This is a genomic window from Ruegeria sp. YTSC002 (assembly GCF_059609845.1).
Genome location: NZ_JBXWML010000004.1, coordinates 129,928 through 146,071 on the forward strand (window position 1 = coordinate 129,928; position 16,144 = coordinate 146,071).

The 16,144-nt window shown below is 57.9% G+C and carries 15 protein-coding genes; 9 read left to right on the forward strand and 6 right to left on the reverse strand.

Annotated elements, in window-relative coordinates; translation table 11 throughout:
- Positions 1-18 precede the first annotated feature (18 nt).
- Positions 19-1,617, reverse strand: a complete 1,599-nt coding sequence (gene glpD, locus AC2FFD_RS10220; RefSeq protein ID WP_496873098.1) for a glycerol-3-phosphate dehydrogenase — start codon at positions 1,615-1,617, stop codon at positions 19-21.
- A 180-nt stretch (positions 1,618-1,797) separates the two neighbouring features.
- Here glpD and AC2FFD_RS10225 point away from each other — a divergent pair, with 180 nt between their 5' ends.
- From AC2FFD_RS10225 to AC2FFD_RS10250, 6 genes are all read left to right on the forward strand, one after another.
- Complete coding sequence (locus AC2FFD_RS10225) at positions 1,798-2,559, forward strand: DeoR/GlpR family DNA-binding transcription regulator (RefSeq protein WP_257600570.1); 762 nt, start codon at positions 1,798-1,800, stop codon at positions 2,557-2,559.
- A gap of 109 nt (positions 2,560-2,668) precedes the next feature.
- Positions 2,669-2,824 carry a DUF5993 family protein gene (locus AC2FFD_RS10230; RefSeq protein WP_170344634.1) on the forward strand — a complete coding sequence of 52 codons (156 nt, stop codon included), beginning with the start codon at positions 2,669-2,671 and terminating at the stop codon, positions 2,822-2,824.
- A gap of 10 nt (positions 2,825-2,834) precedes the next feature.
- A complete protein-coding gene (locus AC2FFD_RS10235; protein ID WP_496872995.1) occupies positions 2,835-3,404 on the forward strand; it encodes a disulfide bond formation protein B in 570 nt (189 codons plus the stop codon).
- A 35-nt stretch (positions 3,405-3,439) separates the two neighbouring features.
- Positions 3,440-3,802, forward strand: a complete 363-nt coding sequence (locus AC2FFD_RS10240; protein ID WP_170344636.1) for a DUF3302 domain-containing protein — start codon at positions 3,440-3,442, stop codon at positions 3,800-3,802.
- 21 nt (positions 3,803-3,823) lie between these two features.
- On the forward strand, positions 3,824-4,969 hold the full coding sequence (locus tag AC2FFD_RS10245; RefSeq protein WP_496872996.1) for an HlyD family secretion protein: 1,146 nt from the start codon (positions 3,824-3,826) through the stop codon (positions 4,967-4,969).
- Between the two features lie 11 nt (positions 4,970-4,980).
- Complete coding sequence (locus AC2FFD_RS10250) at positions 4,981-6,531, forward strand: efflux transporter outer membrane subunit (RefSeq protein ID WP_496872997.1); 1,551 nt, start codon at positions 4,981-4,983, stop codon at positions 6,529-6,531.
- A 3-nt stretch (positions 6,532-6,534) separates the two neighbouring features.
- Here AC2FFD_RS10250 and mprF read toward each other — a convergent pair whose 3' ends face one another.
- Entirely contained in the window at positions 6,535-9,144 is a 2,610-nt protein-coding gene (gene mprF, locus AC2FFD_RS10255) for a bifunctional lysylphosphatidylglycerol flippase/synthetase MprF (RefSeq protein WP_496872998.1), read from the reverse strand.
- A 117-nt stretch (positions 9,145-9,261) separates the two neighbouring features.
- On the reverse strand, positions 9,262-9,690 hold the full coding sequence (locus AC2FFD_RS10260) for an Lrp/AsnC family transcriptional regulator (protein WP_170344639.1): 429 nt from the start codon (positions 9,688-9,690) through the stop codon (positions 9,262-9,264).
- An 86-nt stretch (positions 9,691-9,776) separates the two neighbouring features.
- Between AC2FFD_RS10260 and rocF the strand changes: the two genes are divergently transcribed.
- Genes rocF through ocd form a run of 3 tightly spaced genes read left to right on the forward strand, consistent with a single transcriptional unit; the run spans position 9,777 to position 12,667 of the window.
- A complete protein-coding gene (rocF, locus tag AC2FFD_RS10265) occupies positions 9,777-10,697 on the forward strand; it encodes an arginase (RefSeq protein ID WP_257600568.1) in 921 nt (306 codons plus the stop codon).
- Entirely contained in the window at positions 10,697-11,617 is a 921-nt protein-coding gene (gene ctlX, locus AC2FFD_RS10270; RefSeq protein ID WP_496872999.1) for a citrulline utilization hydrolase CtlX, read from the forward strand. The genes rocF and ctlX overlap by 1 nt, the downstream gene beginning before the upstream one ends.
- 9 nt (positions 11,618-11,626) lie before the next feature.
- A complete protein-coding gene (ocd, locus tag AC2FFD_RS10275; RefSeq protein WP_257600565.1) occupies positions 11,627-12,667 on the forward strand; it encodes an ornithine cyclodeaminase in 1,041 nt (346 codons plus the stop codon).
- A 137-nt stretch (positions 12,668-12,804) separates the two neighbouring features.
- Here ocd and AC2FFD_RS10280 read toward each other — a convergent pair whose 3' ends face one another.
- The 3 genes from AC2FFD_RS10280 to AC2FFD_RS10290 are packed head-to-tail and all read right to left on the reverse strand — an operon-like array spanning position 12,805 to position 15,915.
- Positions 12,805-14,208, reverse strand: coding sequence for a TRAP transporter large permease (locus AC2FFD_RS10280; RefSeq protein ID WP_496873000.1), 1,404 nt, complete (start codon positions 14,206-14,208; stop codon positions 12,805-12,807).
- Between the two features lie 3 nt (positions 14,209-14,211).
- Complete coding sequence (locus AC2FFD_RS10285; protein ID WP_170344644.1) at positions 14,212-14,841, reverse strand: TRAP transporter small permease; 630 nt, start codon at positions 14,839-14,841, stop codon at positions 14,212-14,214.
- 57 nt (positions 14,842-14,898) lie between these two features.
- A complete protein-coding gene (locus AC2FFD_RS10290) occupies positions 14,899-15,915 on the reverse strand; it encodes a C4-dicarboxylate TRAP transporter substrate-binding protein (RefSeq protein WP_257600561.1) in 1,017 nt (338 codons plus the stop codon).
- Positions 15,916-16,144: the final 229 nt, after the last annotated feature.

The window sequence follows — 16,144 nt, forward strand, 5'->3', positions numbered from 1 at the left end:
CAATTCCGCTAATCGGCTTCAGACGTTTTTAAGCTGGCTTTCATCCTCAGACCGTGCGGACATCCATTGATCGATCCGCGAAATCTGTTCGGCACTCAGCCGCAAGCCCAATTTGTTGCGGCGCCAAACCACATCTTCGGCGGAGCGGGCATATTCCTTGTCCATCAGCCACGCGACCTCTCGCGCGGTCAGGGTCGCGCCAAAGTCCTCTCCCAGATCGGATACGTGTTTCGCATCTCCCAAAACATCCCTTGCTTCTATCCCGTAAGCTCTAATCAGGCGGGCAGCCCAGGTTTCGGTCAAAAAGGGATAGGCCACCAGAAGATCGCCTTTCAGGGTTTCGACAGCATCCACCGGAAAATCACCCCCCGGCAGAGCGGCACCAGCGGTCCAGGGGCCGGGCAGGTTCGGAAAAAATTCTCCAACCTTCTCAAGCGCGCTTTCCGCAAGCCTGCGATAGGTCGTGATCTTGCCGCCAAACACATTCAAAACAGGCGCCCCGCCCTGCGCGTCGACTTTCAACGTGTAATCCCGTGTCGCGGCAGTGGCACTGCTTGCCCCGTCATCATAAAGCGGCCGTACGCCGGAATAGGTCCAAACGACATCGTCGCGGGTCACGGCGCGTTTGAAGTATTTCGATGCGAAGGCGCACAGGTAATCCTGCTCGGCTTCGGTGCAGACCGGTTTCGTGGCCGGGTCCGGATGGTCCTGATCCGTTGTGCCGATCAGAGTAAAATCCTGCTCGTATGGGATGGCGAAAATGATGCGGCCATCTTCACCCTGGAAAAAGTAGCATTTGTCGTGATCGTAAAGCCTGGGCGTCACGATATGACTGCCCCGCACAAGCCGTACGCCCTCGCGAGAGTTCACGCGGATCTTGGTTTGAATGATGTCGCCCACCCAGGGTCCGCCTGCATTGATCAGCATTTTGGCCCGGACCAAACGGGTCTCACCGCTGCTTCGATCCCGAATGGACACTTCCCAAAGATCACCGACCCGCTCGGCCGAGGTCACCTCGGTCCGCACCATGATCTGCGCGCCGCGTGCCTCGGCGTCACGCGCATTCAGGACCACCAGTCGCGAGTCTTCGACCCAGCAATCGGAATATTCATAAGCCGTTTCGAACTTGTCCTGCAACGGGCCCCCCTCCGGTGCCGACCGCAGGTTCAATGATGTCGTTCCCGGCAGGATTTTGCGCCCGCCCAGATTGTCATACATGAACAGGCCCAACCGGATCAGCCAGGCCGGACGCCGCCCGCGCATCCACGGCATGACCGTGCTGAGCAACCGCGAGGTCGGCGTTTCGGAATCAAACCGCATGTCCTTGTGGTAGGGCAGCACAAAACGCATTGGCCAGCTGATATGTGGCATGGCGCGCAGCAGGGTTTCACGCTCGATCAGGGCCTCACGCACCAGCCGAATTTCAAAATACTCAAGGTATCGCAATCCGCCGTGAAACAATTTGGTTGAGGCCGAAGATGTGGCGGAAGCCAGATCGTTCATCTCGGCCAGCATCACCGAAAGACCCCGCCCGGCGGCGTCCCGAGCAATTCCACAGCCATTGATCCCGCCACCGATAATGAAAAGGTCTGTGATCTGGTTGTCCGTTGACTGCATATCCATTGATTCCCTGCCTGACCCGGTTGCGGGCATTAGCCAGAATGGCTTTCGCTTCGTCAATGTTTATGTTCGTTTATTTTCCTTTTGCAACACTGTTATGATTTTTCAGCAATCCGGCTTGCCTAAATCAACAAAAAGAACAAAAACGAAAACCAATCCTCTGCACCGGAACCGCCCATGTCCTTGTCCTTTCGCCAATCCGACATTCTGGAAATCGCCAGCACCGAAGGGCGCGTTACCGTCGACGGGCTTGCTGAACGCTTTGGTGTCACCGTTCAGACAATCCGGCGCGACCTGACCGAGCTTGCAGATGCGGGCAAGTTGGACCGGGTTCACGGGGGCGCGGTTCTGCGATCAGGCGTTTCAAATATCGGATATGAAGACCGCCGCGCGCTGAACGCGGAGGCCAAGACCCGTATCGCACAGGCATGTGCGGCTGATATCCCCGATGGCGCGTCAATTTTCATGAATATCGGAACCTCGACCGAGGCTGTGGCAAGGCAATTGCTAGACCACAAAAACCTGTTGGTGGTGACGAATAACATGAACGTCGCAAACATCCTTGTCGAAAACCCGGACTGCGAAGTTATCTTGGCCGGTGGCGTTCTGCGCCGGTCTGATGGGGGTCTGATCGGCAACCTGACCGTATCGGCCATCCGGCAATTCAAGTTCGATATCGCTGTCATAGGATGTTCGGCCCTGGACACGGATGGCGATCTTTTGGACTTCGACTTTCAGGAGGTTCAGGTCAGCCAGGCCATCATCGAACAGGCGCGCCGCACTTTTCTGGTTGCCGATCATTCGAAGGTTCAACGCTCGGCCCCGGCGCGAATAGGATCAATCGCCGAACTTGACACGGTCTATACCGACCTTCCCCTGCCCGGAAAGCTGCCAGAGCACTGTCGCGAGTGGCAAACAGACGTCATCATCTGCGACTAGAGGCGGGCAAACAACAACGTTCGGGCAAGTTGCGCGGCTTGCCAGATGGGACCCGGCCTGACACTATCCTTCATACAGGAATTTGTGCACGGGAGGGGAGGACCGGGCCATGATTGCGCTTTTGTTTTCGTTGTTTATTGCCACGATGGGGCTGAACTATTTCAAGTTGACCAGGGCGGGCAACGCCTTGTTTTTCGTCACGTTGGCCATGTGTATCTACTGGCTGAAATTCCACGCAACCACACCGCTGACAATTCAACTTTGAGGGGCTTGCCATGACACCTAAACTGTCCCGCACCCTCAACGCGATCGGTATGCTTGCCGTCTGCCTTGTACTGGCGCTGGCGTTTTTCTATCAGCTTGTCCTGTATGAACTGCCCTGCCCGCTTTGCCTGCTGCAACGTGTTGGGTTCGTTGCCGTCGGCGTGGGGCTTGGTTTGAACCTGCTCTACGGTCCACGGCCGCAACACTATGCCATCGTGCTGATTGCGGCCCTGTATGGCGGTACTGTATCGATCCGCCAAATTCTTCTGCATATCGTACCCGGCACCGGGCACTATGGCTCACCTGTTTTGGGCCTGCACTACTATACCTGGGCCGGGATCGCCTTTTTCCTTGTGTTGCTGGGCACATCGATCATGCTGTTGTTTGATCGCCAATACGCCGACCCTTCTGGTCAGGAACCAAGGTTCGGCGGAAATACTCTGGCCAAGATCGCGTTTTTCGTCATGCTGGCTTTGGCGGTGCTGAACGCGGGTTCAACCTTGTTGGAATGCGGACCGGGTATCTGCGCCGACCCGCCGACAAGCTACAAGTTGATTGACGAATTGGACGCCGGCAACTGAAGATACCGTAACCTTCCCCAAAAGGAGGCGCGAGCATGGGACTATTGGGACAGCCGCTTGGCTACTATGACTATCTGACTTTCGTGGCATTGATCCTGCTTCTGGCGGCGGTGATGGCACTGTTTCTCTTTCTCATGGGCCTTCCGGGTCGGATCGCCATCAAACGCAACCATCCCCATGCCGAAGCCGTAAAGATCATGGGCTGGATGGGGTTTCTGGCCGTGGTGCCCTGGGTCCATGCTTTTATGTGGGCGTTCCATGATGGCGTTACGGTCGACATTCGCCGTGGCCCTGACGAGGAAAAAGACGCCATTCGTGATGAAATCAAACGTCTGGGTGGTGATGTCCGGCCTGAATATCAAGATCGTCTGGACACAGACGATCCCCAACAAAGCTAAGGCCAAAGGAAGTCACAAAACATGTTCGTCGCCCTTGGCATCACGTTATTTTACATCATTTTCGTCTGGCTTATTTTCTTCAAGCTGGAACTGCTGAAATTCAACATCGCCTGGGGCATCGTATCCTTTTGGGTTGGCGCGCACCTGTTGCTGATTTTTCTGGTCGCATTGCGGTTCTTTCAACCCTTCTCGGCCGACAGCCACGTGGTGCGTTCGACCATACAGATCATTCCCAAACTGACACAGCCGACGATCCTGACCGAAGTTCTTGTGGAACCGAACACACCGGTCACCAAGGGTGATCCGCTCTATCGCTTTGACGACACGGTGTTTTCACTGGCGGTGGACAATGCGAAGGCGCAATTGGTCGCCGCTGAACAGAATGCCAAGATTCTGGAACAGGATGTGATCGCATCGACCGAAGCTGTTGAACGCGCAAACGCGCAACTGGCCTATGCGCAGTCTCAGCAAGCGCGCTATGAAACTCTCGTGCCCGCCGGTGGAGCGCGGCAAGACGAACTGGACCGCTGGAACGAGCAGGTGACCGAAGACCTTGCTGCCGTCAAACAGGCCGAAGCAAACCTGGAAAAAGCACAGCTGGCTGTGGAATCCCAGATAGACGGTGTGAACACGGGTATTCTTCAGGCAAGGGCGCAGTTGGCCGAGGCTGAGTATTTTCTCGAAAACACAACGATCTACGCGCCTGAAAACGGCATTATCGTATCGCAGCAAGCCCGCCCCGGGCTGGTCGTGGGCGATGTGCGACTGGGCGCGATCGCCAGTTTCGTGACCGAGGACAGCCCCTATATTCTTGCGACCTTTCGCCAGCAGAACCTGAAATTCGTGGAACCGGGGCAAGAGGTCGAAGTGGCGCTTGATCTTTACCCGGGCGAAATCCTGACGGGCAAGGTCGAGGCGATCTGGTGGGCCACGCGCCAGGGGCAACTGATCCCTTCAGGCCGCCTGCCCGGCTTTGAACTGCCGAAACTGCCCGGTCGAATTGCCGTGCAGATCACCGTCGATGTACCTGAAGGGCACACTTTCCCGGCTGGCGGCCACGCCGCAGTGGCGATCTACACCGGACAGGGCAAAAGCTTTGAGTTCCTGAGACGCATCAACATCCGTCTCTATTCCTTCGCCAACTTCATCCGACCGCTGGATATCTGAGGATGCGCGCCATGACACTCCGCCGGTTGATGGGAACCGCTCTTTGCGCCGCCACTTTCGCGGCCTGCACGCCCGTGGGGCCCGATTTCGTGCGCCCGAACTCTCCGGTCGTGAAGCAATGGATCGAGGTAAACAGCCCCAGCGTTGGCCAAAGCGGCCTGACATCGCGCAGCGCACCCGTGGTGAAATGGTGGGAGACATTCAATGACCCGACCCTCAACCGGCTGATTGCCGAGGCCTATGCCCAGAACCTGACGCTTCAGGTCGCGGGGGCACGGGTGCTGCAAGCGCGGGCGCAGTTGGGGATCGCTTTTGGAGAGCTTTATCCACAATCGCAAGCGATTGGCGGGTCGTTGCAGAGACGGCAAATCAGCGACAACCTAGGGCCTGTTGCCGATATCAACCGGATCATCCCCCTGGATACCGAGTTTTCGACGTCGCAGGTTGGGTTCGATGCCCAGTGGGAACTGGACGTCTGGGGCGCACAACGGCGCGGTGTTCAGGCGGCTCGGTCAAATCTGGCCTTGCAGGTCGCAAACTATGATGATGCGCTGGTGACACTGACCGGCGACGTGGCCGCGCTCTACGTCAATATCCGCGCGTTGCAGGAATCTTTGGCGGTCGCCCGGGAAAACATCAAATTGCAGCAGGAATCGGCGGACCTGACACAGCTGCGGTTCACCAACGGAGTCACGACCGAACTGGACGTTCAGGAATCCACAGCCCTGCTCAACAATACCAAGGCCCTGGTGCCCGAGTTGGAAAGCGACCTGCAACAGACCAAGAATGCCCTGTCCGTGCTGCTGGGAACCACGCCGTCCCGGATGACCAGCCTTCTGGGAAATTCTGGCCGTATCCCGTCTGCGCGAACAAATGTGGCCGTTGGCGTGCCGGCAGAACTTCTGCGCCGCCGCCCGGATGTCCGCGCGGCAGAACTGGCCGCCGCGACTCAATCGGCGCAGGTGGGCATCGCAATGGCTGACCTGTATCCTCAATTCGTGCTGTCGGGCGCGATCGGTTTGCAGGCATCGGGCGGGCGCGATCTGTTCAGCGGCAACAGCACCACCGGTCTGGCCAGTGCCGGCGTGGTCTGGAACGTGCTCAACTATGGCCGCATCAAGAACAATGTCCGCGCTCAGGACGCTGCCTATCAGGCGCTGATCGCCAATTACCAGAACACCGTACTGACCGCGTATTCCGAGGTGGAAAGCGCAATGGTCGCCTATGCACAGGCGCGCAAACAGGTTGGATTCTATCAGAAAAGCGTCGATGCCTCACGCAAGGCCGCTGATATCGCCGTCAGCCAGTACAGGGACGGTATCGCCAGCTATTCACGCATTCTGAACACCCAGACCGCGCTTTTGCGGTCGCAGGCAAACCTGATCGAAGCGCGGCAGCAGGTGTCCAGCAATCTGGTTGCGGTTTACAAGGGTCTGGGAGGCGGATGGCAGATCCGTCAGAACCAGGAATTCCTGCCTGAAACCGTGCTGGCGGAAATGGCCTATCGCACTGATTGGGGCGATCTGCTTGAAAAAACCCCGACCCGAGCCAGCCTGAACTAAGCGCTACTTGGTCAACCCGCGCAGACCGCCCGAGATCAGGATATTGACCTCGTAAAGGATGCGGGGCGCGGCCAGCCCGCCGGGGCTGGCCAGATAGTTGGGGCTCCATTCCGGATCGAATTTCTGTTTGAAGGCGCGCAGCCCTTCGAAATGATAGAACTGCTCGCCATGCTCATAGACAAAGCCGCCGATGCGGTTCCAAAGCGAGGCAAGTTGACGGTTTTCGATGCCTGAGAACGGCGCCGCACCCAGCGAGAACCAATGGAACCCCTGCTGTGATCCCCAGTTCATCATCTCTGCAAACAGCGCGTCCATGACAAAGCTTGGGCTGTCAGGTTCATAGCGCATCAAATCCAGTGACAGCTCGGATTTGTTGCCGCCCTGAAACAGGTTGGCGAAGGCCATGATCTTGCCTGTTTTACCGTCACGCAGAACCGCATGATCAAAATAGGACAGGTACTGATCGTCAAATCCCCCAAGTGCAAAGCCCTTTTCAGCACCCGCCTTTTGTGCCAGCCAATGATCGGAAATAGCACGCAATTCCGGCAAAACCGAGGCCAGGTCTTCTTTCGGAATGATTTCGAATACAAAGCCCTCCCGCTCGGCCCGGTTCCTGGCCTGCCGGAACCGCTTGCGCGACTTTCCATCCAGCGAGAAATCCTTGAGCGGCACCCGTGCGACCTCGCCGATCTTCAGGATCGACAGGCCCAGATCCAGAAATGTCGGCAGGTATTTGGTTGAAACACTGTAGAAGGCACACAGCTTGCCTTCTCGGTCCGCCATTTCCCTGAGCTGCCAGATCAATTGCTGCCCCGCGGCTTCATCGCCAACCGGCTCTCCCTTCGAGATCAGAGCGTTGCCCGTGTCTGCATACGCAATGAATGCGGTCTCATCCGGTGAAATCAGGAACTGTTTGTCACCGGTAAGCGAGATTTGGGATTCGGTATCTTCGCTCTCCATCACCAGCCTTTCGACCACTCCGGGGATTTCCGTGCGCACAGGTGTCGGAATCTCTCGCCCGAACAGAGAGTTCACGGCCACGATGCCCACGATCACCGCCACGATGAGGCTGGAGCGCAAAAAGCGCGAAGCATCTCCGTTCCAGGCAAATTCCCACCACAGGGCGTTCTGGTACTCGACATGGGAATAGGCGAACAGTCCGATCCAGAATATCACCGCCAGCAGCGCCACGACACTGACCAACCAGGGAATATTCAGCCTGAAGATCGACGCGCCACTGACCCGGTAAAACGCCCCACGGAACATGGCCAGAAGGCCAATCGTGCCCAGCATCGACAGCGCTTCGTGAGTGTCCAGCCCCTTTGCCAGCGAGGCAAAGAACCCGGCCACCATCAACAGCATTGCCACCACCCATGCGCGGTAGAGCTTTCGAAACAAACCGCGAGACACCAGCAAAAGCAGCACTCCGACAGCACTGCCGGCAAGGTGCGATGCCTCGACGAACGACAGCGGCAAAACCTCTCTCAGAACGCCAAGGTTCTGCGTGCCCGCTGGCAACGCTCCGGACACCAGCAGGATCACTCCGGCCACTGCCGCAACCCCGGCTGCCACCATGGGAACGATAGGGCGGATGACCCGATAGACCCATGTCGCGGCCCCGCCGATCCTGTGCCTCTGCGTCAGTGCCGACGCGACCGCTATGGACACGCTGGCGATACCGAAGGGCAAGAAGGTGTAAACGACCCGATACAGCAACAAGGCTGCGATCACATCCGAACGCCCCGACGCCCCAAGCCCCGCGATCAACGTGGCTTCGAATACCCCAAGCCCGCCCGGTGCGTGGCTGAGGATGCCAACGGCGATGGCGGCGATGTAGATCGTGAAGAAATAGGGATAGCCGACGCCCAGATCGTCCGGCATCAGGACATAGAGCGCCATGGACGCGCCAACCAGATCTCCGATGGCGGCCAGTGTCAGAAGGCTGGCCAGTTTGCCACCCGGCAAGTCAAACCCGATACCTGCGACGGCCAATCGCCTGCCCCCGCTGGACAACCATATGAACATCGCGACCAATGCCCCCAAAAGGCACAATCCGATGGCGGTTTCCACCGTTTCGCTGACAGGCATCACTTTGGAGATTCCGTCCGGATGCACGGTCAGCAACACACCCAGAACCAGAACAAGCCCCATCCAGAACGCGACCCAGGACGTTGCGATGACCCCGGCCACCCGCCCCAGATCCAATCCCAGAGACGCATATATCCGATATCGGATCGCCGTCCCGGTGATGTAGGAAAACCCCAGGCAGTTCGATACGGCATAGCCGCTGGCCCCTGCCAATCCGGCTACAGGCAAAGGCACTTTGCCGCCTGCCACACTCTGCACGGCAAACACATCATAGAGCGACAGAGAAAGAAAACTGAACGCAGTCCAGAGCAAGGCGAAAAGCATAAGTTTCCACGACGTCATCGCGACATCGGTCTGGACATCCGACCATTTCACATGCGCCGACAAATCATGCAAAACCGTCAGTGCGATCCCGGTCACAAGAACCGGTATCGCAATCCGCAACCAGGGTTTTTCCAACATTGCCGTGAGCTTTTCAACCCAGTGCACGGCCAGAGGTTCACCGTCACTTTCCGCATTGGTCATGCTGCACGTCCCCGCCAGTTTCCGATCACAGATACCACGCCCGGCTCACCCGCCCGTCGGTCATCAAGACTTCACTTGTAGACCAACACTGGCACATTTTGTATTTATCTCAAAGCGCTAGAGCCGCCCCTTGCGTGTTGACAGCAGAAGGTTCGTTTCCGAACGCGTCACGCCGTCGATTTTTCGTATCTGAAACAGAACTTCATCCAGTTCAGCCAGGGTTTCGGTGCTGATCTCGGCGATCAGATCCCAACTGCCATTTGTCGAATGAACCGCCGTCACCTGACGCATGGCTCCGATCCGGGCCATCACGCGTTCCGTACCACGCCCTTCAATCTCGAGCATCATCAACCCGCGCACCGGGCTTTGCGCCAGATCGCGACGCGTCAGGACGGTGAAGCCAACGATTTCACCGGACTGTTTCAGCCGCTGCAACCTGCTGCGCACCGTGGTGCGCGTCACGCCCAGTGTTTCCGACAGCTCTGACAGGCTTGCCCGTGCATCCCGTTGCAACGCATTGAGCAGCCGATTGTCCAATTCGTCCATGGCATCTTCTCATAAAGGATTTTCCGAGACCATTTTGAGCAATTTGCCGACTTCACGCAAGACAGTCCGACGGCCTAAATGAACACATGGAACTCAAGGATATCATACTGGTTGGCGCCCCGATGGACGCCGGGAAACGTCGTCAGGGATGCCGGATGGGCCCTGATGCGTATCGCGTGGCAGGGTTGGATCAAGCGCTGTCTGATCTTGGTCACACCGTTCACGATTGGGGCGACGTGCAGGCCGAGATCGTCGACATTCCCCAACACCCGCACCTGTTCGCCCTGCCCGAATGTGTGGGGTGGACGCGCGCTCTCAGCAAGGTTGCGCAAGACGCGGCAGGTCAGGGAATTCCCATTTTCATGGGGGGTGATCACGCCCTGTCCATGGGGACGGTGGCCGGGATGGCCGCCCATGCTGCTCGGATCGATCGCCCCCTGTTCGTACTATGGCTTGACGCCCACAGCGACTTTCACACTCCGGACAGTACCGGCAGCGGCAATCTGCACGGCACGCCGGTGGCGTATTTCACCGGCAGGCCCGGATTCGAGGACTTTCCCCCTTTGCCCGCCGTCATACCGACGGATCGCGTCGGCATGATCGGGTTGCGCTCTGTCGACCCGGCGGAACGGGCGGCGCTGGAACACGACCGCGCCATGCTGGCGGATATGCGCAGCATCGATGAAAATGGCATCAAGGCCCCCCTGTTGGCCTTTCTGGATCGCGTCAGGGCAGAAAACGCTTTGCTACATGTGTCGTTGGATGTCGATTTCCTCGACCCGGCAGTGGCACCCGCAGTCGGCACGACCGTGCCCGGTGGTGCGACCGAGCGTGAAGCCCATTTGGCCATGGAGCTGCTGCACGAAAGCGGGCTTGTCTGCTCGCTGGACCTGGTCGAACTGAACCCGTTTCTGGATGACCGGGGCCGAACCGCAAAACTGATGGTCGATCTGGCTGCCTCTCTGATGGGTCGCCGTATCTTCGATCGCCCAACCCGGAGTTTCTGATGCTGTCACTTCAAGCGCCATCCGCCGTTGTCATGATCCGGCCACACGCTTTTGCATCCAACCCGGAAACACGTGATGACAACGCCTTTCAAACGCTGAGCACCGTATCTGCCGAGGCGACATCGGACGCGGCCAGGGATGAACATGATCGGGCGGTACAGCAATTGCGCGACGCCGGTGTCACTGTTCATGTGTTTGACGATTTCGGCGACCTCAACACACCTGACAGCGTTTTTCCCAACAACTGGTTCTCAACGCATCCCGGCGGCCATGTGGCGATCTACCCGATGTTCGTGCCATCGCGCAGACGCGAACGCAGGACCGATGTAATCGAACTGCTCAAACAGGAATACCGCGTGCAGGATGTCATCGACTATTCCGGGTTGGAACAAGATAACCTGGCTCTGGAAGGGACCGGCGCGATGGTTTTGGATCACGTGGCCCGCATCGCTTACACGGTGACGTCCAATCGCGCCGATCCGGTCCTGTTGGAACGGTTCTGTACACATTTCAACTATGAGCCAATCGCCTTTGAGGCCCGCGATGCCAAGGGCCGGGACGTTTATCACACCAACGTATTGATGGGTATCGGCACGCATTACGCCTTGATCTGCCTCGATATGATATCGGACCCGGCTCGCCGCGTGACCGTTCGCAACCGGCTGGAGGAATCCGGTCGAACGGTCATTGACCTGACGCACGACCAAATCGCCGAGTTCGCAGGTAACGCCATTGAACTGACCGGGCGGGACGGGTTGGTGCTGGCCCTGTCCAGCAGGTCACTCGCCGCCCTCACACCAGACCAAATCGCAACAATCCAGAACAGTGCAACACCGTTGCCGCTGTCCGTTCCAACAATTGAAACCGCCGGTGGGTCCGTGCGCTGCATGATTGCAGGCGTTCACCTTGCCCGCCGATAGGAGAGCACCATGCAACCTTCAGACAAGGCCCTGGTACCATTCGTTTCCGTCGACAACATGATGCGACTGGTTCACCACATTGGCGTCGAACAGATGATCACGCAGATTGCCGCTCAGATCGAGGCCGATTTCAAACGATGGGAGAGCTTCGACAAGACGCCGCGCATTCCAGCGCATTCTCCTCATGGCGTGATTGAGCTGATGCCAACTTCGGATGGTGAGGCATATGGGTTCAAATACGTAAACGGTCATCCCAAGAACACCTCCGAGGGGCTGCAAACCGTTACTGCATTCGGCCTGCTGGCGGATGTCTACACCGGATATCCGACGCTGTTGACCGAAATGACTATGCTGACCGCGCTGCGCACGGCGGCGACTTCGGCATTGGTCGGGCGCTATCTGGCCCCTAAAAATGCCAGGACAATGGCCATGATCGGCAATGGCGCACAGTCCGAATTCCAGTGCCTCGCCTTCAAGGCAATGTGCGGGATCGACACCGTTCGGCTTTACGACATCGATCCGAATGCCACGTCGAAATGCGCTGCGAACTTGCAGGGCAAGGGCCTGACAGTCATCCCTTGCAAAACGCCGGAAGACGCCATCGAAGGTGCCCAGATCATCACCACCTGCACGGCAGACAAGAAATACGCAACGATCCTGACCGACAACATGGTCGGGCCCGGTGTGCACATCAACGCCATCGGAGGCGATTGCCCCGGCAAGACCGAGTTGCATCGCGACATCCTGTTACGTTCGGACATCTTCGTCGAGTACCCTGAACAAACCCGGATCGAAGGCGAAATTCAGGCGCTGGATTCAGATCACCCTGTGACTGAGATGTGGCAGGTCATCACTGGCGCGGCCAAGGGGCGCACCGATGAGCGGCAGATCACTTTGTTCGACAGTGTAGGCTTTGCCATCGAGGATTTCTCGGCCCTGCGCTATGTGAAACAGGCGATTGAAGGTACAACCTTCTTTGAACCTCTGGACATGTTGGCCGACCCGGACGATCCGCGCGATCTGTTCGGAATGTTAATGCGAGCCGGATAGCACGCAATCTTGGGGGCGCTGCCCCCGCCGCGCTGCGCGCGCCTCCCCCGGGATATTTTCAGCCAGATGAAGCAAGGGGTCAGAACTTCATCTGGCCACAAATATCCCGGAGCGCGAGGCAGAGCCTCGCTTCTTAGCTATCCCGCAAGCGATGGCAGGTAGAGGACAATACCCGGGAAAGCAACGAGCGCAGCGATGGTCAGGGCGTCAGCGATGAAAAAGGGCGTGACGCCTTTGAACACATCTTGAACACTCAGGTCCGGGCGTACACCGGCAACGACAAAGCAATTCAGCCCGATAGGTGGTGTAATCAGGCAAAACTCGGCCATTTTGACAACCAGAATACCAAACCAGATCGCACACATCGGACCGGACATTCCAAACGCGCTGTCGGCGGCACTGACGGTTTCACCACCATTCAAGGCCATCACCGCCGGATAGACCACGGGCAAGGTCAAAAGCAGCATTCCAATTGCATCCATGAACATGCCCAACACCGCGTATGCCAGCAGAATGCAGATCAGGATCATCATCGGCGACATCTCGAGCCCCGTGATCCAATCCGAGAAAGCACCCGGCAGGTCTGCAAAACCAAGAAAGCGCACATAGATCAGAACGCCCCAGATGATCGAAAAGATCATCGCCGTCAGTTTGGCGGTTTCCAACAGCGCGGATTTGAGCTCGGCCCAGCGCATTCCGTGGAACAAGGCAAAACAGAACACGATGAAGGCACCAATGGCACCGCCTTCCGTCGGAGTGCCCCACGCCTTTTCACCAAACGGATTGTAGACAAAGCAGATGATGATCAGGATGACGGCGACAATCGGGAAGGCACCGGGAAGTGCCGCAACGCGCTGTTTCCAGGTAAACCCCGTGACCGGCGGGCCAACGGATTTGAAGATCACGGCGATCCCGACGATCAGAAGGCCGTATACGATTGCGGAAAACGCGCCCGGAATAAAACCCGCCAACAGCAGCTTCCCGACATCCTGCTCGACGATGATCGCGTAGATCACCAGAATGGCCGAAGGCGGGATCAGGGATGCCAGCGTCCCGCCTGCGGCAACCACACCGGCTGCGAAGCGTTTGTTGTAGCCCACCTTCAGCATTTCGGGAATCGCGATACGGGCAAAGACGGCGGACGTCGCGACCGAAGCACCGGACACCGCAGCGAAGCCGGCCGTGGCGAAAACGGTCGACACCGCCAAACCTCCGGGCACCCATGCGACCCAGCGTTTTGCGGCCTCGAACAAAGCGCGGGTAAGCCCCGCGTAATATGCTAGGTACCCGATCAGGATGAAGGTCGGAATCAGGCTGAGAGTGTGGGACGCGACCTTGGAATGTGGCACCTGCCCCGCGGTCTTGACCGCCACTGTCAGCGCCTTGCCAAACCGTTCCGGATCGTAACCGAACTTGGCCCAGAAAATCCAAACCAGTCCGACAAGCCCCGCCAAACCGGCTGCGAAGGCAACCCGCATACCCGCCACGACAAGAACCAGAAGGCCGCCTGTGACCCAGAGGCCAATCTCAATCGTGTCCATGTATCAGTCCTGCCCTTCGAACTGTTCGGCCTCGGCCGCTGCCAGCGCCGCTGCATCCTGTATCAACGGAACGGCCGCCGGAGCGTCCAGCCCCAGCCAGAACGCCCGGCCATACCCCCAGACTTGCAGCGCAAGGCGCAGGCAGAGAACGGAAAATGCAACGGGTGCCAGAAGCTTGGCCGGCCATAAGGGAATGCCGATGTCGATCGAACTGTCCCGGCTCCACATTGGGGCGCCGAAATCAAACGACCGGTCGAAATGAGACCAGCTGCCCCAAACCAGAGCCAGCATCAGGATCAGAATCAGAACCACCGAGAGCAGTTCAAACAGCCACAACGCCCGTCCGTGCAAGCGGGAAATGACGATATCCATCCGGATATGCCCCCCATCGCGCTGAACATATGAAATGCCCAGAAAAGCGATGAGAGGCATCGCCTGTTCGATCCAGTCAACATAGCCCGGCAAAGGAGCATTCAGCGCATTCCGACCACTGACCGACACGACGGCCAACACCATCAGTGAAAAAACCGCCAATCCGCTGATCAGCGCCAGAAACCGTTCGAGCACGAGCAAACGCTGATCCAACTGGCTCAGACGGCTGCCGTCTACCAGAACCGTGGCTTGTCCTGCCATCCCGGTGATTCCTTGTTGTTTGTTGCCGGGCGCCCTGAAAGCACCCGGCCTTGTGGATCAGTTGCCGCCGCGCTGTTGCTTCAGCGTCGTCTGGACAAGATCGTAAAGGTCCTGCGCCGGCAGACCCTGTGCGGTCATGTCCGCAATCCATTTTTCACGGATCGGATCAGCGGCCTTCGTGCGGAACTCTTCAATTACCGCGTCGTCGATCATGACCTTCTGGACACCCTTTTCTTCCAGGACGCTGTCCCATTGTTCGAGCAGGCCGCCATAATTCGCCAGGTAATGGTCGATCGCTTCATCGATCGAGCTGTCCAGAGCCTCACGATGTTCGGCTGGCAGCGCCTCGTAGGCATCGATGTTGACCACAACCGGGCAGTTCACCGTTCCCGGATTCAGGTTCGCGGTCCACCAGTCCGCTTCGTTGATCGTCCCGAATGACAGGTGCGCGTGCTGGGCAAAGGCCACGGTGTCGACGACGCCCGATTCCATCGCATTGAAGGCTTCTGTCGCTGGAACCGATGTGGGCACTCCTCCGACCGCCTCGAAGGCCTGACCAAGGCCACCGGTCGCCCGGACCCGCATTCCGTCAAATTCAGCAAGTTCATCCCGCGGCTCGCCGGTGCCGACAAGGTTATACTGCGGCATTGGCGAGGTCATGATGATGCGGGCATTCCATTGTGCCATCTCTTCCTTGACTGCCGGATGGTCGTATACCGCATGGCTGACCGCAACTTCTTCCTGCAAGTTGTTCACACCCAGAAACGGCAATTCCAATACGGTGATCGCCCGGTTCTTGTCGCGGTGGTAGCCGGCACAGAACTGAGCCATCTCGAAGGCGCCGATTTCGATCCCGTCCAGGTTTTCCTTGGGTTTGGACAACCCGCCATAGCTGACATTGATGGTGAATTCGCCACCGGTTTTCTCGCTGACCAGTTCGGCCAGTTTTTCTACATGTTCCGTAAAGGCGCGGCGCTTGCCCCAGACGGATGCGTTCCATTCCGTTGCGGCGGCTTCGGTCACAAAAGCAACGCCAAGGGCGGCGATTGCGGCACCGCTCAACATCTTTTTCATAGTTTCGTCTCCCATAGGTGCGCCCCCTACCGAGGCGCTTGTCGATCAAGCTAGCGCCAACATTCGATCGTGCCAACCCTGTCCGGGATTTGCGTAATTTTTGGGAAGTAGACCCAAAATGACCTAAAACGACAGAAGCGCTGAGCTCAGCCGTCCTTGCAAACGCAATTGACAGGCAGCACCCACAATTCTCATTACATTCAAGCTTTTGTTTTCACTATATTTTGAC